15 protein-coding genes are annotated in these 19,677 nt (G+C 67.6%); 5 read left to right on the top strand and 10 right to left on the bottom strand.

Annotated elements, in window-relative coordinates:
- Positions 1-4: 4 nt before the first annotated feature.
- Positions 5-1,279: a serine hydroxymethyltransferase gene (locus BLS50_RS27845; RefSeq protein ID WP_023475628.1), complete on the bottom strand. Its 1,275-nt coding sequence runs from the start codon at positions 1,277-1,279 to the stop codon at positions 5-7.
- Positions 1,280-1,634: 355 nt separating this feature from the next.
- Between BLS50_RS27845 and BLS50_RS27840 the strand changes: the two genes are divergently transcribed.
- Positions 1,635-2,750, top strand: coding sequence for a GlxA family transcriptional regulator (locus BLS50_RS27840; RefSeq protein WP_077179390.1), 1,116 nt, complete (start codon positions 1,635-1,637; stop codon positions 2,748-2,750).
- A 55-nt stretch (positions 2,751-2,805) separates the two neighbouring features.
- Here BLS50_RS27840 and BLS50_RS27835 read toward each other — a convergent pair whose 3' ends face one another.
- Entirely contained in the window at positions 2,806-4,215 is a 1,410-nt protein-coding gene (locus tag BLS50_RS27835; protein ID WP_074805746.1) for a discoidin domain-containing protein, read from the bottom strand.
- A gap of 266 nt (positions 4,216-4,481) precedes the next feature.
- Here BLS50_RS27835 and BLS50_RS27830 point away from each other — a divergent pair, with 266 nt between their 5' ends.
- Entirely contained in the window at positions 4,482-5,933 is a 1,452-nt protein-coding gene (locus tag BLS50_RS27830) for an aminotransferase-like domain-containing protein (protein ID WP_074805742.1), read from the top strand.
- A 203-nt stretch (positions 5,934-6,136) separates the two neighbouring features.
- On the top strand, positions 6,137-6,898 hold the full coding sequence (locus tag BLS50_RS27825; RefSeq protein WP_074805740.1) for a hypothetical protein: 762 nt from the start codon (positions 6,137-6,139) through the stop codon (positions 6,896-6,898).
- Between the two features lie 85 nt (positions 6,899-6,983).
- On the opposite strand, the gene fdhA is transcribed toward BLS50_RS27825, so the two are convergent.
- The 8 genes from fdhA to BLS50_RS27780 form a co-directional block, all read right to left on the bottom strand.
- On the bottom strand, positions 6,984-8,180 hold the full coding sequence (gene fdhA / locus BLS50_RS27820; protein WP_011547090.1) for a formaldehyde dehydrogenase, glutathione-independent: 1,197 nt from the start codon (positions 8,178-8,180) through the stop codon (positions 6,984-6,986).
- 228 nt (positions 8,181-8,408) lie between these two features.
- On the bottom strand, positions 8,409-9,599 hold the full coding sequence (locus BLS50_RS27810; protein WP_074805738.1) for an HlyD family secretion protein: 1,191 nt from the start codon (positions 9,597-9,599) through the stop codon (positions 8,409-8,411).
- Positions 9,599-11,467 (bottom strand): efflux transporter outer membrane subunit, encoded by a 1,869-nt coding sequence (locus BLS50_RS27805; RefSeq protein ID WP_176934313.1) that lies wholly within the window; start codon positions 11,465-11,467, stop codon positions 9,599-9,601. Before BLS50_RS27805 ends, BLS50_RS27810 begins: the two co-directional genes overlap by 1 nt.
- A 2-nt stretch (positions 11,468-11,469) precedes the next feature.
- Positions 11,470-12,408: a glycosyltransferase family 2 protein gene (locus BLS50_RS27800; RefSeq protein ID WP_074806774.1), complete on the bottom strand. Its 939-nt coding sequence runs from the start codon at positions 12,406-12,408 to the stop codon at positions 11,470-11,472.
- A gap of 11 nt (positions 12,409-12,419) precedes the next feature.
- A complete protein-coding gene (locus tag BLS50_RS27795; RefSeq protein WP_074805732.1) occupies positions 12,420-14,015 on the bottom strand; it encodes a DHA2 family efflux MFS transporter permease subunit in 1,596 nt (531 codons plus the stop codon).
- Complete coding sequence (locus tag BLS50_RS27790) at positions 14,012-15,301, bottom strand: glycosyltransferase (protein ID WP_074805729.1); 1,290 nt, start codon at positions 15,299-15,301, stop codon at positions 14,012-14,014. The genes BLS50_RS27795 and BLS50_RS27790 overlap by 4 nt, the downstream gene beginning before the upstream one ends.
- A gap of 17 nt (positions 15,302-15,318) precedes the next feature.
- Positions 15,319-15,888 (bottom strand): methyltransferase family protein, encoded by a 570-nt coding sequence (locus tag BLS50_RS27785; RefSeq protein ID WP_074805726.1) that lies wholly within the window; start codon positions 15,886-15,888, stop codon positions 15,319-15,321.
- A gap of 67 nt (positions 15,889-15,955) precedes the next feature.
- Complete coding sequence (locus tag BLS50_RS27780) at positions 15,956-16,858, bottom strand: alpha/beta fold hydrolase (protein WP_074805722.1); 903 nt, start codon at positions 16,856-16,858, stop codon at positions 15,956-15,958.
- A gap of 724 nt (positions 16,859-17,582) precedes the next feature.
- On the opposite strand from BLS50_RS27780, the gene betI reads away from it, so the two are divergent.
- Complete coding sequence (gene betI / locus BLS50_RS27775; protein WP_006480642.1) at positions 17,583-18,167, top strand: transcriptional regulator BetI; 585 nt, start codon at positions 17,583-17,585, stop codon at positions 18,165-18,167.
- A gap of 32 nt (positions 18,168-18,199) precedes the next feature.
- Positions 18,200-19,669 (top strand): betaine-aldehyde dehydrogenase, encoded by a 1,470-nt coding sequence (betB, locus tag BLS50_RS27770; RefSeq protein WP_074805718.1) that lies wholly within the window; start codon positions 18,200-18,202, stop codon positions 19,667-19,669.
- Positions 19,670-19,677 lie beyond the last annotated feature (8 nt).

The following is a 19,677-nucleotide window of genomic DNA, read 5'->3' as shown; positions in this document are numbered from 1 at the left end:
TCGATCAATAGATCGGGAAGCGCTCGCAGAGCGCGAAGATCTCGCGGCGCACGCGCTGTTCGGTTGCGGGGTCGCCTTCCGGGTTCGCCCGCAGTGCGTCGAACACTTCGAGGATCAGGCGGCCGACTTCACGGAACTCCGCGACGCCGAAACCGCGCGTCGTGCCGGCCGGCGTGCCGAGACGGATGCCCGACGTGACGGTCGGCTTCTCGGTGTCGAACGGGATGCCGTTCTTGTTGCAGGTGATGCCCGCGCGTTCCAGCGCCTGCTCGACCGGCGCGCCCTTCAGGCCCTTCGGGCGCAGGTCGACCAGCAGCAGGTGGTTGTCGGTGCCGCCCGTGACGAGATCGACGCCGCCGGCCTTCAGCACTTCGCCGAGCGCCTGCGCGTTCGCGAGCACGTTGTCGATGTAGGTCTTGAAGTCCGCGTGCAGCACTTCGCCGAACGCGACGGCCTTGCCGGCGATCACGTGCATCAGCGGGCCGCCCTGCAGGCCGGGGAACACGGCCGAGTTGATCTTCTTCGCGATCTCCTCGTCGTTGGTCAGCACGAAGCCGCCGCGCGGGCCGCGCAGCGTCTTGTGCGTGGTCGACGTGACGACGTGCGCGTGTTCGACCGGGTTCGCATGGCGGCCCGCAGCGATCACGCCCGCGATGTGCGCCATGTCGACCATCAGCTTCGCGCCGACGCTGTCGGCGATCGCGCGAAAGCGTGCAAAGTCGAGCGCGCGCGGGTATGCCGAGAAGCCGGCGATGATGAGGTTCGGCTTGTGCTCGTGGGCAAGGGCCTCGACCTGGTCGTAGTCGATGCGCAGCGTGTCGCGGTTCACGCCGTACTGCACGGCATTGAACCACTTGCCCGACAGCGCCGGCTTCGCGCCGTGCGTCAGGTGGCCGCCGGCATCCAGCGACATGCCGAGCACCGTGTCGCCCGGCTTCGCCAGCGCGAGCATCACCGAGCCGTTCGCCTGCGCGCCCGAGTGCGGCTGCACGTTCGCATAGCCGGCGTTGAAGATCTGCTTCACACGGTCGATCGCGAGCGCCTCGACTTCATCGGCGAATTCGCAGCCGCCGTAGTAGCGCTTGCCGGGATAGCCTTCCGCGTACTTGTTGGTCAGTACCGAGCCCTGCGCCTCGAGCACGGCGCGCGACACGATGTTTTCCGACGCGATCAGCTCGACCTGCGACTGCTGACGCTCGAGTTCCTTCAGGATGGCGCTGCGCACCGGCGCGTCGCGCTCGGCAAGGGGCTGCGAGAAGAAAGGCTGGGTGTTCGACATAGGGCGTCCGTGACGAAGAATAAAGGGCTGCAACCGAAGCTCAAGGCCCGCCGTGCCTGGGTTTCCCACGCTTCCAGTGCAAGGCTGCCGACGGCTCTATTCTTGTCGTTCGGATTTTCGGCGGATTGATGAATTTAGACGCGTTCTTTGCCTTTTCCGCCATGCACGTCCGTTTTGTACAAGTGACCGGTCGTGCTTTTCGGGGCGACCGCCCAAAACGGTGTCGTTGATTCACCTATGGACACGCACACCGGCAGTGCGTTTGCCGCACGTTCGCGTGCGGCGTCTCCCGGATACGGTGCAGCGCAACAACGGCCCGATGCCCAGACAACGTATGGAGCTAGGGTTTAGCCGTATGGCACGCTTGTTGCACTCGCTCACACAATACCGCAGCCCGATCCGTGCCCCGGGCCAAAAGCTATTAGAGATTCAAGGAACGCTCCCCATGTCGCCCGACCGCACAGCGTCGCTGTCCCACTTCGCGTTCATGCCGTTACCGAACTTCACGATGATCGCGTTCACCAATGCGATCGAGGTGCTTCGGATGGCGAACTACCTGAGCGGCCAGCCGCTCTACCGCTGGTCGGTAATCAGCCCGGACGGCGGCCCGGTCACGGCGAGCAACGGCCTCACGGTCGACACGGGCCCGGCCGAATGCGCGGGGCAGCCCGACATCGTGTTCGTGTGCGGCGGCGTCGACGTACAGCGCGCGACCACGCCCGCCCATCTGTCGACCCTGCGCCGCTTCGCGCGCTCGGGCATCCCGCTCGGCAGCCTGTGCACGGGCACCTATGCCCTCGCGAAATCGGGGCTGCTCGCGGGCTACGCGTGCGCGATCCACTGGGAGAACATGTCGGCGCTGAAGGAAGAGTTTCCGGACACGCGCTTCCTGAAGGAACTGTTCGTGATCGATCGCGACCGCATCACGTGCACGGGCGGCGTCGCACCGCTCGACATGATGCTGAACCTGATCGCCGCGCGCGTCGGCACCGCGCGCGTCACGCAGATCGCCGAGCAGTTCATCGTCGAACACGTACGCGACACGAGCGCGCAGCAGCGCATGCCGCTTGTTGCTCGCCTCGGCTCGGCGAACAAGTCGCTGTTCGAAGTGATCTCGCTGATGGAGAACAACATCGAGGAACCGCTGTCGCGCGAGGAACTCGCGCGGCTCGCGAACATGTCGCAGCGGCAATTGCAGCGCCTGTTCCGCGAGCATCTCGGGATGACACCGACGCACTACTACCTGACGCTGCGGCTGCGCCGTGCACGCGAGCTGCTGCTGCAGACCGACATGTCGATCATGCACATCACGATGGCATGCGGCTTCCAGTCGGCATGCCACTTCAGCAAGAGCTATCGCGATGCGTTCGGCGTCGCGCCGACGCGCGAACGCCGCAAGCAGGTCGCGCCGCTCGCGCAGGGTGCGGCGAGTGCTGCGCCGGCGTTTCCGGCGCGTGTGCTGCATGCGTGAGGCGGGCAGTACCTGATGCAAAAAAGCGGCCTCGAAGGCCGCTTTCCGTTTGCGCTTACGATCCCCACACCTGCATTTCATAGAGCGAATACCCCCACTGCGTCGCCCGCTTCGTGCCGAGCATCCGCACGTAGCGCCCGTGCCCGTTCAGGTTCGGCAACGTAACATGGCTGTACGACACGCCGTTGCTCGTCGAGTAGATCGTCGTCCAGTTCACGTTGTCGTTCGACGTCTGGATCTGGTAGACGAGCGCGCCCGCATCCCAGTACAGATCGATGCTGCTGATGGTCTTCGTCGCACCGAGATCGACCGAGATCCATTGCGGATCGACGCCCGCGCCTTCCGGCGAATCCCAGCGCGTGCCCGTCGTGTTGCCGTCGAATGCCTTGTCCGCCGTGAGCGACGCGTTGTAGCTCGCCGACGCCGCGGCCGGCCGCCCCTGCGACAGCAGCGTACGAGCCGCGGCAGGACCGCCGTAGTAGTTCGCCCCGAGCTTCGCCTTCGTCGCGTCGGCATTCACGCCGAACTGCGACAGGCTCCAGCGCTGACCGGTCGTCACGTCGCCGACATAGAGCTGATAACCGCCCGCCGTCGTCGACGAGAAAAACAGGTAATTCGTACCACTGACGGGTGCCGGGTCCGAGTTGTTGCTCATGCAGTCGTTGAGCGCCAGCGCGCTCGGCGTCGAGGCCGGGTCGGCCGTCTTCGCATAGATCTGGTCGGCCCCGCCGCTGTCCTTCCAGCGCGCGTAGTACACCATGCCGTCCGCACGCACGGTCGGGTAGTACGTCTGCAGCCCGGCCGGACGATCGAACACGGCGGTCGCGCCGGTGGCGATCGTGCGCTTCATCAGCCCCATGTTCGAGCCGGTGCCGGTCGCGTAGTACACGGCGCTCGCGTCCGGTGCGAGGAACGGCATCGAGTATTCGGCGCCGGCCGGCGCATTCGTCAGGCTCACGACCGACGTGAACACCGGGCCCGCGCTCGTGTACGACAGCGTCGCCTGCTTCACGTCGCCGTTTTGCTTGAACACGAGCGTCTTGCCGTCCGTGCTGAACTTCGGGTCTTCGTTGCGCGTGGCGCCCGTGCTGTTCGTCATGTTGACGGGCGGCGTACCGGCGCCGAGCTGCAGCATGAACACGTTCCATGCGCCGTTGCTGATGCCCATGAACGCGAGCCACTTGCCGTCGGGGCTGAACACACCGTTCATCGGATCGGTGATGCCCCACGCGCTCTTGCTGAGCTGCGTCAGCGTATGGGCCGAGAAATCGTACAGGAACAGCTGGCTCGTGCCGTCGCCGTACTTGACGTAGCTGTGGTAGACGAGCTTGCCGGTCAGCGCGGCGGGGAACGTCGCGTTCGGCTGGGCGGCGGGATTGTTGACGCAGGCTGCGGCGGCCACTCCGCTGAACAGGTTGAGGGCGATGCCGGCCACGAGGCCCGCGACGAGGGTATTCAGTTTCACGCTGGATACTTCCGGGTAAGGTAAGGACGCCGCAAAAAAGGACTCGCGCGACACGCGCGGACGTCACGGATTCGCGGTCGGGCTGCGTGAATTCCGTATCGGTCGGACAGCGGGAACAAAGCTTGCGGGAGGATGCCCGTTCGTCAGACGAAAGAACAGGATCAGAGCGCCGATAAAACATACGGATCAGCGATTTGGGGCGCGCTTGCACGTGACGGCTGCCGTACTACTCTTTGTCATCAGGGCACAACGGCCGGGGGACATGCATGAAGCGCTATGCGGTGCTGGCGCAGACGATCGCCGACGCGATCCGGCGCGGCGACCTGGCGGCCGGCGCGCGCATCCCTACCGTGCGCGCTGCATGCCGCGCGTATCGGGTGAGCCCGTCCACGGTGTTTCGTGCGTACTACGCGCTCGAAAGCGAGGGCCTGATCGTCGCGCGGGCGCGCTCGGGTTATTTCGTGGCGAACGTCGCGGACAAGCACGTGCGGTTCGGCCGCGATCCGCCGCGCAAGCCGGGCGCCGCGCAGAACGACGCCGCGCAGAACGACGCCGCGCAAACCGGCGATGACGATGTGCTGTTCCGCCTGCTCGACTCGCTCAAATGCGACGACATCGTGCCGCTCGGCTCGGCATTCGCGAGCTATTCGCTGTTCCCGATGAGCAGCCTGTGGCGTCAGGTGGCGTCGGCCGCCCGCCACATGGACCGCACGAAACTGCTCGAAGGCTTGCCGCCCGGCAATGAAGCACTGCGCCGCCAGATCGCGTTGCGCTACCTGAACGCGGGCGCGTCGCTGCCGCTGGAGGAAATCGTCATCACGACGGGCGCGACCGAAGCGCTGACGCTCAGCTTGCAGGCGCTGACGCGCCCGGGCGACATCGTCGCGATCGAACGGCCGGCCTTCCACGCGGTGCTGCAGGCCGTCCAGTGCCTGCATCTGAAGGCCGTCGAGATTCCGGTCGACCCGCGCACGGGCCTCGACCTCGACGCGCTCGCCGAGGCGCTCGACACGCATCCGGTACGCGCGTGCTGGTTCATGACGTCATTCCACAACCCGACCGGCGCGACGCTGACCGACGAGCGCAAGCGCGCGCTGATCGACCTGCTCGCGTCGCGCGGCGTGCCGCTGATCGAGGACGACGTATATGGCGAACTGCAGTTCGGCACTGCGCCCACGCGGCCCGCGAAACTGTATGACGACAGCGGGCTCGTCCTGCATTGCGGATCGTTCTCGAAATGTCTCGCGCCCGGGTTCCGGATCGGCTGGGTCGCGGCCGGCCGCTTCGTGCGGCAGATCCGCGAGGCCAAAGGCACGAGCGCGCCGGCCGCCGACGTACCCGCGCAGATGGCGATATCGAGCTACCTGCGCGACGGCGCATACGACCGGTTCCTGCGCAAGCTGCGACGCAATCTCGCCGCGCACCAGGCGCAAATGCTGTCGGCCGTGCGCGCGTATTTTCCGACGGATACCGAAGTGTTCGCGCCGCGCGGCGGGTATTTTCTGTGGATCGAACTGCCGCCGCACATGGATGCGATGCACTTGTTCGACGATGCGATGGAGAACGGTGTGAGCATTGCACCGGGACCGATCTTCTCCGCGACCGGCGGTTTTCGCCGCTATTTGCGGCTCAACTACGGGCGGCCGTGGACCCCGGCCGTCGAGCGCGCGCTGGAGACGCTCGGCACGCTCGCGGCCCGGCAGCGGCACGGCGGCTAGCACGAAACCGGCGGCACGAAATGTGCGCCACGCAACGCGCGACATGCACCTTGCGTTTCGCGCACGGACGACCAAGAATGAAGCGGCAGGCAGACGCGGACGAACGGGTTCCACGCGTCCGATGTTATGGAGAATCACATGAACACCGAATGCGAACGACCGCCGATGTGTAGCCCCACGATGGCATCCGTCGGTCGCTGACGATGCGCGTCCTGCCCAACCGGAGTGTCCGCGCGCGCGATGCCTGGCGTGCCGTGCTGAATGCACGCGCCGAATCGCGGCACGCGACGTGCTGCCGCTGCCGCGAATGCGGTTTCGTCGCGTTCCGCGCGCTCGAGCATTGCCCCGTCTGCGGTCGGTGGAACTGGCCGTTCGAGCCGATTCGCCACACGCCGGCCGACGCGCGTGCCGTGCATGCGCCGCGATCGTTCCATACGTGGTCGTCGCGCGTCGCCCGCGCGCTGCGCAACGCGGCTTTCCAGCGGCCGCGCGCATCGAGCGCACCGCTCCTGAGTATCCTCACGCTCGTGCTGCTGGTCGGCGGCTACGTGATGGTCGACCAGACCTGCAAGGCCGATCCCGTTTGTCGCGGCACCGCTGCGCCGGCCGCCGTCGCGACCGAAACCATGCTGCAGGCATCGAACGATCCGTTGCTGCCGGTCGTGCCGGCACCCGTCTACCCGTTTCATTCGCCTGATCAAACGCAAGTGGCGGCCAATCCGCCACCGAGCGCCCCGCTCGCCGGCAAACCTACGCGCCCGATAGCGGTTGCACAAGCCGCGCCGTCGGTGCGCACGCCCGACCGGACGCGCGCCGGCGCAGTCCGCGTGGCCGACTGGAAAGGCAGCCGCGACACCGCCCATCGCCCCGCACGCGCGATCCGCCGCGTCAGCCTGCACACCGGGCGTACACGCCGCACCGCCGCCAGCAACGCCGAACTCGCGAAGCTTTATCGCGGCCACTGAACGCGCTCGCAACGAAAAACGGGCGGCCCGTTTCCGGAGCCGCCCGTTCTCGCGTCACGCGTCGCGCGTGTCGAACGCTAGTGCATCACGCCGCCAGCAACCCGTGCGGGTCGATGACGAATTTGCGCGGCGCACCGCCGTCGAACTTCTTGTAGCCTTCCGGCGCCTGGTCGAGCGAGATCACTTCGACGTTGACGATCTTCGCGATCGGCAGCCGGTCGAACAGGATCGCCTGCATCAGGTTGCGGTTGTACTTCAGCACCGGCGTCTGGCCCGTGAAGAACGAATGCGACTTCGCCCAGCCGAGGCCGAAGCGGATGCTCAGGCTGCCGTGCTGCGCGGCCTTGTCCTTCGCGCCCGGATCGTCCGTCACGTACAGGCCCGGGATGCCGATCGCGCCGGCCGGGCGCGTGATTTCCATCAGCGAGTTCAGCACCGTCGCGGGCGCTTCCTCCGAATGGCCCGACGAGCCGTGGCCGTGCGCCTCGAAGCCGACGCAGTCGACCGCGCAATCGATCTCGGGCACGCCGAGGATCTGCTCGATCTGCTCGCCGAGCGACGCGTCCTTCGACAGGTCGACCGTCTCGAAGCCCATCGCCCGCGCATGCGCGAGGCGTTCCGCGTTCATGTCGCCGACGATCGTCACCGCCGCGCCGAGCAGGCGCGCCGACGCGGCCGCCGCCATCCCGACCGGGCCCGCGCCCGCGATATAAACCGTCGAACCGGGCTTCACGCCAGCGCTCACCGCGCCGTGATAACCGGTCGGCAGGATGTCGGACAGGCAGGTCAGGTCGCGGATCTTCGCCATCGCCTGGTCGCGATCCGGGAATTTCAGCAGGTTGAAATCGGCATACGGCACGAGCACGTACTCGGCCTGACCGCCGATCCAGCCGCCCATGTCGACGTAGCCGTACGCGCCGCCGGCACGCGACGGGTTCACGTTCAGGCACACGCCGGTATGCGTGTCCTTGCACATCGCGCAGCGGCCGCACGCGACGTTGAACGGCACCGACACGAGATCGCCGAGCTTCAGCGTCTCGACGTCACGGCCCACTTCGACCACTTCGCCGGTGATCTCGTGACCGAGCACGAGGCCGACCGGTGCAGTGGTGCGGCCGCGCACCATGTGCTGGTCGGAGCCGCAGATGTTCGTGCTGACCACTTTCAGGATCACGCCGTGGCCGATCGCGCGGCCGCTCGGGTCGACCATCTTCGGATAATCGATTTTCTGGACTTCGACCTGGCCCGGCCCAAGATAGACGACACCTCGATTGCTGCTCATCGTATTGTCTCCATGTCTCGTTGGATGGCGCCGCGGCGCGCCGGCGCCATGCGGCGCACGCGCAACGTGCTGTTCGAGAGTAGTCCGGGAGGCAGGGGCGCCGATGTCTCAAACGCGACATGCGTTTGATCGACGCCGACATCGATGGCGGAAATACGAAAGTCGGGCGGGAATCTACCGGGGGTCGGACCGGCCCTTGCGGCCGGCCCTGCCTTGGCGGCCCGGCGCTTACCCGCCCTGATTCTCGCGGATGATCGCGGCGGCGGCCGCTTCCGCGTCGCTCGCGACGCCGTCGTGCACGCGCGTGCTGACGGCCGGCGTCGGCGGCTCGCTGTCGAGCGCGTGGCCGTTGCGGTCGTGCGTGTCGACCGTCGCGCGCATCGACAGCCCGACGCGCAGCGGATGCGCGGCGACGTCGCGCGGATCGAGCGCGATCACCACCGGCACGCGCTGCACGACCTTGATCCAGTTGCCGGCCGCGTTCTGCGACGGCAGCATCGAGAACGCGCTGCCCGTGCCGGCCGAGAAGCCCTGCACGCGGCCGCGATAGGCGATGCGCGAGCCGTACAGATCCGACACGACCTCGACCGGCTGCCCGACGCGCATGTGGCGGATCTGCCCTTCCTTGAAATTCGCCTCGACCCACAGCCGGTTGAGCTGCACGATCGACATCAGCGGCACGCCGGGCCCGACCTGCTGGCCGACCTGTACCGAGCGCTGCCCGATCGTGCCGTCGACGGGCGCGACGATCGTCGTGCGCTTCAGGTTCCGGTATGCGAGCTTGAATTGCGCGGCCGCCTGCACGACGGCCGGGTTTTCGTCGACGGGCAGCTTGCTGCCGAGCGCGCGCGCCGCGTCGAGCTGCGCCTGCGCGGCCGCGAGGTTCGCCTGCGCGCCGGCCACCGCCGCGCGGGCCCGCGCCAGTTCTTCCGGCGCGACGATCTCGACCGATGCGCCCGAACGCGCGGCGAGCGCGCGCTGCGCCAGCGACAGGTCGGCGCGGCGCGCATTCACGGCCTCGACGTACATCGTGTTCGAGATCCTCGCGTTCGCGACCTGGCGCACGGCCTGCGCGAGCTGCGCCTTCGCCTGCGCGAACGCGACGGATGCCTCGGTGTCGTCGAGCCGCACGAGCGTCTGCCCGGCGCGCACGGCTTGCGTATCGGCGACCACCACGTCGGTCACGGCGCCCGGGATCTGCGCGGCGACCTGCACGATGCTGCCCGCGACGTATGCATCGTCGGTGTCTTCGTAATAGCGGTCGCTCAGCAGCCAGTAGGCGATCCATGCGATCGCGGCCAGCAGCACGATCGCGAAAAACACGGTGAAGCGCTTGCGGCGCGTCGCGCGGCGCGCGTCGAGCGCCGGGTCGTTCAGTGCGGCCGGCGGCGCGGCGGAATGGAGGTTGTCGTGGTGCATCAGTCGCTTTGCGTAACGATCAGACGATCGTGCTGGAAGACGGGAATCGCGGGCATCGGCGACGAATCGCGCGTCGGGCTCTCCGAGGCCGTGCGTGCGAGAACGGGGTTGCCGCGCGGCGTCACGTCGGGGCGGGTCGCACCGATCGTCGACGGGCGCGCCATGTCGTCGCGTCGTGCCGATGTAGACGCGGGCACGTTGCTCGTCGCGGTAGCAGCCGGCGGCACTGCCGTGCTGCCTGCGCGTGCATCGTTAGACGGGCCAGCCGTCGCCCGATTCGCGGCCACGGCGCCCGCGGCAGCCACGGCCGTTGCCGCCCCGCGCCTGGCCGCCCCACTCCGCGCCCGCTGCCCGGCCGGCGTCTGCGCTTGCGCGACCGTTGCGCCCGCATCGAACCCGCCGCCCAGCGCGCCGATCAGCCCCACCCGCAGCGTCCGCTGCTTGCCGAGCAGCGCGATCATCTGCGCGCGCTCGTCGATCAGCGTGAGATCCGCGACATCGACGTCCTTCTGCATCAGCACGCCGCGCCGATGCCGATCCGCCGCGATCTGCACGATCTTCTGCGCGGCCGCGACCGCATCCTGCTGCTGCGCGACGAGCGTCTGCGACGTCTGCAGCGACGTGACGAGTTGCGCGACCTGCCCGAGCGCGTCGTCGACGGTCTTGTTGTACAGCCCGATCGCGACGTCGGCCTGCGCGACGTCCGCGCCGAGCTTCGCCTTCAAGCGGCCGCGATCGAAGATCGGCAGCGAGATCGCGGGGCCGACGGAGCCCGCGAGCGAATCGCGCGAGAACAGCGATGCGGGCGTCAGTGCGAACACACCGCCGAGCGCGACGAGATTCACGTCCGGATAGAACTGCGCACGCGTCGAGTCGGCATTCGCGAACGCGGCCTCGACCCGCAGCCGCGCGGCGACGATGTCGGGCCGGCGGCCGAGCAGATCGGCCGGCAGCCGGGCCGGCACGGCGCCGCCCGCGAACGCGCCGACGCGCGGCCGCTGCAGCGCGAGCCCGCGCTCCGGGCCGCGGCCCGACAGCACGCCGAGTTGCAGTTGCGCGAGCTTGATCTGCTCGTCGTTCAGCGCGATCTGTTCGAGCAGGCGGCTGCGCTTGATCGACGCATCGCTCGCGTCGTACGCATTGTCGAGGCCGCGCGCAGTGCGCTCGCGCAGCACGGCCGTCACGCGCTGGCTGATCTTCAGCTTCTGCTGCAACAGGTCGCGCACCGCGTACGCCTGGTCGAGCTGGCAATACACGGTGACGATCGCGACGGCGAGCGTGAGCCGCACCTGCTCGGCCTCGACGCCGGCCGCGTCGCGCAGCGACATCAGGCTCTTCGTCGCCGCGCGGTTCTTGCCCCACAGGTCGAGCTGGTAGTTCAGCCCGACGAAGATCGACGACGGCGATACGTTCGGATCGCCAAAAATCTGCACCGGCACGCGATAGCCGCCGGCCGTCACGTCGGCAATGTCGCCGGGCTTCGGCATCCGTGCCCGGCTGATCGTCGCGCCGGCCGTGCCGGTCAAACCGGTCAGCGAATCGAACTGCTGAAGCTGCGCCTGCGCGATCCGCAACCGCGCCTGCGCGACCTGCAGATCGGGGTTGTGCTGCGACGCCTCGGCGACCAGATCGTCGAGCTGCGGGTCCTGCAACTGCTTCACCCAGTCGGGCGCCGGCCATGCGCCGTTCGCGCCCGGGCCGGCGGTATGCACGAGTGCATCGTCGGCAGGCGCACGCAGCGACAGCGACGGCAGGAAGCCCGAGGGCACGCATCCGGCCAACGCGAGCAATGCCGCGGCGGCCGCGATCATCGAGCCGCCGCCCTTCACGCCACGCGCCGAACCCGCCGCTTGAATCATCCGTCGCATCGTCACCCCTGCCGAACGCGCTGCGCCCGCGCGGCCAGACGCGGCCGTGTGCGCTCGAGCGGGCCGAGCCGACCGAACAGGCCGTCCGCAACGCCGAACAGGATGCCGACCAGCTTCGCGCGCTTGTCGCGCTCCACCAGCGCGATCTGCACGACCTGCCACACGGTCAGCAGGTTCGGCACGAGCGCCACCGGAAAGCGCAGCCCGTACTGCATCCCGAGCTGCACCGCATTGCGGGCGCTGTAGTAGCGCCGTTGCCACGAGTGATTCATCGACGTCATTTCGAAAGGGCCGATCGCGTGCCGCTGCTTCGCGCCGATCCGGTGCGGCAGCACTAGCGACGGCACGACATAGAGCGGCACGTTGCGCGCCAGCGCGCGGAAGCTGTATTCGGTATCGACGTGATCGATGAACAGCGTCTCGTCGAAGCGACCGAGCACGTCGAACGCGTCGCGCGACACGACGCAGCCCGACGAAATCAGGAACGCGCAGCGCTGCATCGGCGTGCCCGGCTCGATGCGCAGGCGGCGCAGGCCGATGCCGTTGGTCGCGAGTTCGGGCAGGAAGCTGCGCGCGTTCTCGTCGAAGATGCGCGGGCCGGCGAGGAACGCACGCCCCGCGAGCCCCGCGCAAACGTCACGCATCGTCGGGAAATACGCGGCCGGCACCGACGAATCCTGGTCGAACAGCGCGACCGCGTCGAGGCCATCGCGAAACAGCGCCGCGAGCCCCGCGTTGTACGCGCCCGCGATGCCGCCGCGATTGCCGTGATGCAGCAGCGCGATGCCTTCGCGTGCACACAGTTCGCGAGCCCGCGTATCGGGCTGCGGCGTGTTGTCGACGACGAGCAGCGCGTCGCACGCATGCCGCCATGCGCGCAGCGCGTCGAGCTGCGCGTCGCTCGGGTGATACAGGATCACGAGTGCGCCGAGTGTCGTCATGGTCTGCATCCTCAATGCCCGAACGATGCGGCCGCGCCGCGCTTGGGCCGCGTCAGCCACATCATCGCGGCGAGCGCGAGACACGTCATGCTCGCCATCCAGAACATGTCGTTGGTCGCCATCATGTAGGCCTGCTGCATCACGACGTGATGCAGCGTCGTCAGCTCGCGCACGCCGTCCACGCCCATCGCGTTCAGCGCATGCACGAAGCGTTGCGTGTTCGCCGACGCATGCGTGACCGACTGCGACACGACGTCGTAGTGATAGGTCGCGCGGTTGTCCCACAGCGTCACGCTCATCGCGGTGCCGAACGCGGCCGACAGCGTGCGCAGGAAATTCGACAGGCTCGACGCGGCGGCGAGCCGGTCGTCCGGAATGCGCGACAGCGTCGCGGCGGTCAGCGGAATGAAGAAGCACGGCAGCCCGATGCCCTGGATCAGCCCGGGTGCTGCGATTTGCGCGAACGTCATCTTCAGCGTGAACTGCGCGTCCCAGGCGAGCACGGCCGCGAACACGAGGAAGCCGAACGTCGCGAGCACGCGCGCGTCGAAGCGGTGCGCATGCAGCCCGACGAGGATCGAGAACACCAGCGCGAGCACGCCGAGCGACGCGGTCGCGAGCCCCGCATGAAACGCGTTGTAGCCCATCACGGCCTGCATCCACAGCGGAAACACCACGCCGACCACGGAGAAACTCATCATCCCGAGCGAGATGATCAGCACGCAGAACGAGAACGTGCGGTCGCGAAACAGGCTCAGGTCCACCACGGGACGCGCTTCGCCCGCTTCCCAGATCAGCAGCGACACGATCGCGAGCGCCGCGACCACCGCGAGCGTGACGATCAGCGGCGAATCGAACCAGCCGCGGTCGTGGCCGAGATCGAGCATCGCCTGCAGCGAGCCGACGCCGATCACGAGCAGCACGATGCCCGGCACGTCGATCGGGCCGGCCGCGCCGCGCTGCGCGTCGGGGCGCAGCATCGCGGTGCACACCGCGAACGAGAACAGCCCGATCGGCAAATTGATCAGGAAGATCCACGGCCACGAGAAGTTGTCGACGATCCAGCCGCCGACCACCGGCCCGAAGATCGGTGCGAGCAGCACCGTCATCGCCCATAGCGCGAGCGCGATCGTGCGTTTGTCGGGCGGGAACGTGCGCAGCAGGATCGTCTGCGACAGCGGCACCATCGGCCCCGAACACAGCCCCTGCAGCGCGCGGCAGATCACGAGCACGTGCAGGTCGCGAGCGAGCCCGCACAGCAGCGACGTCAGCGTAAACAACAGCACCGCGCCGACGAACAGGCGCAGCTCGCCGACGCGGCGGGCGAGCCAGCCGGTGAGCGGCACCGCAATCGCGGCCGCGACCGAATACGAGCTGATCACCCACGTGCCCTGGCTGTTCGATACGCCGAGACTGCCGGAGATCGCCGGCACCGCGACGTTCGTCACGGTCGAGTCGAGCACTTCGATGAAGGTCGCGAGCGACAGCGCGAACGTCAGCAGCGCGAGGCGGATGCCGCGCACCGGCTGTGCGGCCGGCGCGGGCGCCGACGCGTCGAACGCGGACGGCGCGACGCCCCCGTCGTGCAGCGGCGACGCGGTGCTCATGCGCCGGCCGCCGCGACATCGGCCCGCGCGGCCGCCCGCCCGCGCCCGCGCCGGGGCACGAACCGTTCGACGAAATCGGCGGCGGCGCCACAGCCGTCCGGCGCGGCCGCGAGCAGCGCACGCGTACGCTCCGCATGCACCGCGAACGCGGGTTCGTCGAGCACGCGTGCGAGCGCCGCGCCGAGCCGCGCGCCGTCGAGGGGGCCATCGACCCGCACGCCGCAGCCGTTCACGACGACACGTTGCGCGTTGTCGAACTGATCGTGCGCGAACGGCGTGACGACCTGCACGATGCCGGCTTCGCACGCGAGCGCCGCCGTGCCGATCCCGCCGTGATGCACGAGCGCGCGGCAACGCGGCAGCAGCGGGCGCATCGGCACGAATCGGCGCACGAGCAGCCGGTCGTCGCCCTGCACCGCATCGTGCGGCGTCAGCAGGATGCCGCGCGCGCCGGTCGCGCGCAGCGCGTCCGCCACCGCACGCGCATACGCCGCATGATCGACGAGCGTCGAACCGGCCGTGAACACGACCGGGGCTTCGCCGGCCGCGAGAAACGCATCGAGTGCCCCGTCATCGTCGGGTGTCGCGATATCGTTGAACAACGGAAAACCGCTTTGCAGATGGTTCGACGGCCAGTCGGGCTGCGGCGGCGCGAACCAGCCGGGAAACAGGCACAGCACGCCGTCGGTCGAATGCAGCCAGCGGCCGAGCACGCGCCGCGCGGGCGCGAGCCCGAGCTCGCGGCGTACCGCATCGAGCGCCGGGCCGCACACGCGGTCGAGCACCTGCCGCTCGATCAGCGTCATCAGCGCCGACTTCACCGGCAACGGCCAGCGCGCGGGAATCGTCAGGCGCGGGTGGGTCGGCGGCGCATGCGCGGACAGCAGCGTCGACGGCGACACCTGCACCGATACGTACGGCGTGCCGTGCCGTTCCTGCATGAAGCGCGCGGAGAACGCCCACAGCGTGCCGATCAGCACCGTGTCGGCATCGGTCAGCGCGCGCAGCGCGTCGTAATGCGGGCGCAACGTCGGCGCGATCACCTGCCACAGCGTGCGGAACGACGTGCGCGGATTCCACAGCGCGGGGTTCGCCATCGCCGCGTCGTATTCCGCCGCGGTGCCGACCGGCACGAACGCGAACCCGCAGCGGCGCACGGCCGCCTCGAACGGCGCATGCGTGCAGAACACGACGTCGTGACCGCGCGCCGCGAGCGTGCGCGCGACGCCGAGCAGCGGATGCACGTCGCCCGCCGAGCCGATCGCGGTCACGATCATCTTCGCCATCGCGCGCCTCGCGGGTGTCAGTAGAAACCGGGGATCAGCGCCGCGACCTCGCGGCGGTACTGCGCATACGCCGGCCCGAAATATCCGGTCAGCCAGCTCTCCTCGACGCGCACCTTGTACGCGAGCGACGCGAACACGAGCAGCACGCCGATCGCGCCGCGCCATTCGCCGCCGATCAGCGCGGCGCCGACCAGCGCGATCAGGCAGCCGGTGTAGATCGGGTGACGCACGAGCGCATACGGCCCCGTGCGCACGAGCTCGTGGTCTTCCTTCAACGTGACCGACACGCTCCAGTTCGTGCCCAGATGCAGCCGTGCCCACACCGAGAACAGCAGGCCGGCCACCAGCACCGCGAGCCCGCATTGCGCCTGCAGGCCGAAGCGCTGCCAGTCGGGCACGAGCGCCTGCCACGACGGATCGGGCAGGATGATCAGCGCACCGCCGACGATCAGCGGAATCGACTGCAGCGTGCGCGAGCGCGACGCCTCCTTGCGCACGGTGGTCTTGACGCCCTGCGACGTGACGATCCAGTACGCGAGCCACGCGGCCCACGGAACGACGATGGCGATGGTCTGAACGATATTCACGGCTGGCCTGCCTCGTTGGGATGGGAATTCGGATGCGCGGGACGCGCCCGCTGCACGACGGATGGCGTCACGACGACAGCGCGTGCATCGGCGTGGGCACGCATGCATGTGCGGCAGCACGCGCGACGCCGGCCGCGGCGGCCGCCTCGCCGCAGAAGAAATCGAGCAACGCGGCACGGGTGTATTCGCGTTGCGCCCGGCCTTCGATGTCGAGAAAGTGGCCGGCGTCCGGCACCGTCGCGAACCGTGCGCGCGCCACGTGCGCACCGAGCTGGCGCACGTCGGCCGGCGTCGTGTACTCGTCGCGCTCGCCGTTCAGGAACAGCAGCTCGCAGCCGATGTTCGCGAATTCGCTGAAGTAGCGCTCGGGCTGCAGCGACAGGATCTGGTCGACGTGGAACGCGACCTGATCCTGTTCGTCGCGCGGCAGGCGCGTGAGATACCGGTAGTTGTACAGCTTCATGATGCGCGGCAGATAGCGGCCGACGGTGTCGTTCAGCAACTGCGCGGCCTTCAGGTTCTCGCCGGCCGCGATGTGGTCGCGGGCGCGCGTCACGTAGTCGACCATCGCGTCGTTCAGGAATGGCGAGAACGAGCAGATCGCCGCGCGCCGCACGCTCGGGCAGCCGCGTGCGAGCGCGAACAGCGACGCGACGCCGCCCCACGACACCGACACGAGGTACGCCGGCGCGAAATGCTCGACCAGGTACTGGAGGATCGCGGCTTCGTCGTCCTTGGTCAGGATGAAGCAGCCGGGGTTGTGCTGGCGCGACTGCCCCGCATACGGCAGGTCGAAGCAGATCGTGTTCATCCGCTCGCCGAGATACTGGACGGTCTGGCCGAACGACGCGGTGGTCGCGAGCGCGCCGTTGACGAGCATCGCCGTGTCGAACGCCGGGTCGAACACGTTCCGTTCGACGTAGACCTTCAGACCATTCGGCAGCGGGACCACGTATTTTTCGGTCGGCATCGTCGTTCTCCGGTGAATGCGGCGTCTCGACGTCGCGGCATGCTGCAAGTGCGCAATGGCTGGCGCCGGCTGCGTGCGCGGTCGATCGACACGGCCATCGCCGACGCGCCGCGGCAATTGCCGGCGGCGCCATTCATTCCTCATGGTGCGGCGCCATACTAATACGGTCGATATTGCTTACTCAAGTCATTCCAAAAATCCCTCTACTCGGCCCGGAAATACGCGGGATTCAAATTTTCTTATCAATTTCTATGGTATGCGGAATCTCAAAAAGGATCATCGCAATCGTTTGCGAGCAATCCTCTCCAGCATTCAAAAAACATAAATTACCGTTACTATTCAATCAGTTGTAGTGTTTAGATCGCTTGATTGAAACGGTTTTTAGAAAACCGTACACCTCCACAATCCGATTCGACAATTTCATATCGTGAATAATATTGCAGTTTTCGACACTCTTTCGGTTTGTAATGAAATCGAGTCTGGAAACGGTCCTCTGCATTGCGTCATATTTTCACGGTCCGTTTTAAACAGATTCAAACTTAGTTAATCTTCTTTCAACCGTTTTTCCGCACCTGCACATGAGCTTCGGACGCGAAGCATCGTGCCCCGTTTGGAACGCATTCTCCCCTTCGGCCCCGGTTTTTTATTGATTGAACGATCAATAAAAAACCGCTAAGCTCTCGACTTCCATGGACGACGGCCCGCCCGGGCGAAGGGAGTCACGATGCCGAAAGTCGGAATGCGGGAGATCCGCCGCGCACAGTTGATCGACGCCACGCTGCGCTCGATCGACGAAGCGGGCCTGCCCGGCACGACGCTCGCATCGGTCGCGCAACGCGCGAACATCTCGACGGGCATCGTCAGCCATTACTTCGGCGACAAGGACGGCCTGCTCGAAGCGACGATGCGGCACGTGCTGCGCGACCTGTGGTCGGCCACCACGCGCCGCCGCGTCGCCGCTCGCAAGGACCCGCGTTCGCGGCTGCGCGCGGTCGTCGCCGCGAACTTCGACGACACGCAGGTCAGCGCGCCCGTGATGAAGACGTGGCTCGCGTTCTGGTCGCAGAGCATGCACGACCCGATGCTCAAGCGCCTGCAGCACGTGAACACGCGGCGCCTGCATTCGAATCTGTGCGCCGAATTCGCGAAGGCCTTGCCGCTCGCGAAGGCGCGCGAAGCCGCCAGCGGCCTCGCCGCGCTGATCGACGGCCTGTGGCTGCGCGGCGCACTCGCCGGCGGCCCGATCGACACCCGGGCCGCTTTGAAGCTCGCCCACGATTACATCGACCTGCTGCTCGCGTCCGACTGACGCGCGACGCAGTCGCCCTCAAGGAGATCCTCATGTCCGTATACGGTTTGCAGCGCCTCTACATCGGCGGCGGTTACGTCGACGCCACCAGCGGCAAGACTTTCGACACCTTCGATCCCGCCACCGGCGAACTGCTCGCACAGGTGCAGCAGGCCAGCGCGGCCGACGTCGACCGCGCCGTTGCGTCCGCCCAGGAAGGCCAGCGCAACTGGGCGGCAATGACCGCAATGCAGCGCTCGCGCATCCTGCGCCGCGCGGTCGACCTGCTGCGCGAACGCAACGACGAACTCGCGGCCATCGAGACGCGCGACACCGGCAAGCCGATCGGCGAGACGCTCGCAGTCGACATCGTCACCGGCGCGGACGTGATCGAGTACTACGCGGGCCTCGCGACCGCGATCGAAGGGCTGCAGGTGCCGCTGCGCGCCGAGTCGTTCGTCTATACGCGCCGCGAGCCGCTCGGCGTGTGCGCGGGCATCGGCGCATGGAACTATCCGATCCAGATCGCGTGCTGGAAGACGGCGCCCGCGCTCGCGGCCGGCAACGCGATGGTGTTCAAGCCGAGCGAAGTCACGCCGCTGACCGCGCTGAAGCTCGCGGAAATCTATACGGAAGCCGGCGTGCCGGCCGGCGTGTTCAACGTCGTGCAGGGCGACGGCTCGGTCGGTGCGCTGCTCACCGGCCATCCGGACATCGCGAAGGTGTCGTTCACCGGCGGCGTCGAGACCGGCAAGAAGGTGATGTCGCTGGCCGGCGCATCGTCGCTGAAGGAAGTGACGATGGAGCTCGGCGGCAAGTCGCCGCTGATCGTGTTCGACGATGCGGACCTCGATCGCGCGGCCGACATCGCGGTGACCGCCAACTTCTTCAGCTCGGGCCAGGTCTGCACGAACGGCACGCGCGTGTTCGTACACCGCTCCATCAAGGACGCGTTCACGCAGAAGGTGCTCGAACGCGTGAAGCGCATCCGCGTCGGCAAGCCGACCGAGGCCGACACCAACTTCGGCCCGCTCGTGTCGGCCGCGCAGCTCGACAAGGTGCTCGGCTTCATCGAAAGCGGCAAGGCCGAAGGCGCGAAGCTGCTCGCGGGCGGCACGCGCCTGACCGACGGTCACTTCGGCAGCGGCCAGTACGTCGCGCCGACCGTGTTCGGCGACTGCCGCGACGACATGAAGATCGTGCGCGAAGAGATTTTCGGGCCGGTGATGAGCATCCTCGAATTCGAATCGGAGGAAGAAGTGATCGCCCGCGCGAACGACACGCACTACGGGCTCGCGGCCGGTGTCGTGACCGAGAACCTGTCGCGCGCGCACCGCACGATCCATCGCCTCGAAGCCGGCATCTGCTGGATCAACACGTGGGGCGAATCGCCGGCCGAGATGCCGGTTGGCGGATACAAGCAATCCGGTGTCGGGCGCGAGAACGGCATCACGACGCTCGAGCACTACACTCGAATCAAGTCGGTGCAGGTCGAGCTCGGCCGTTACAACCCGGTGTTTTAAGACAAGGA

It is taken from the genome of Burkholderia orbicola (genome assembly GCF_900100915.1).
In the GTDB taxonomy this organism is placed as follows: Bacteria; Pseudomonadota; Gammaproteobacteria; order Burkholderiales; family Burkholderiaceae; genus Burkholderia; species Burkholderia orbicola.
This window is presented reverse-complemented; position numbering and strand designations above follow the sequence as displayed.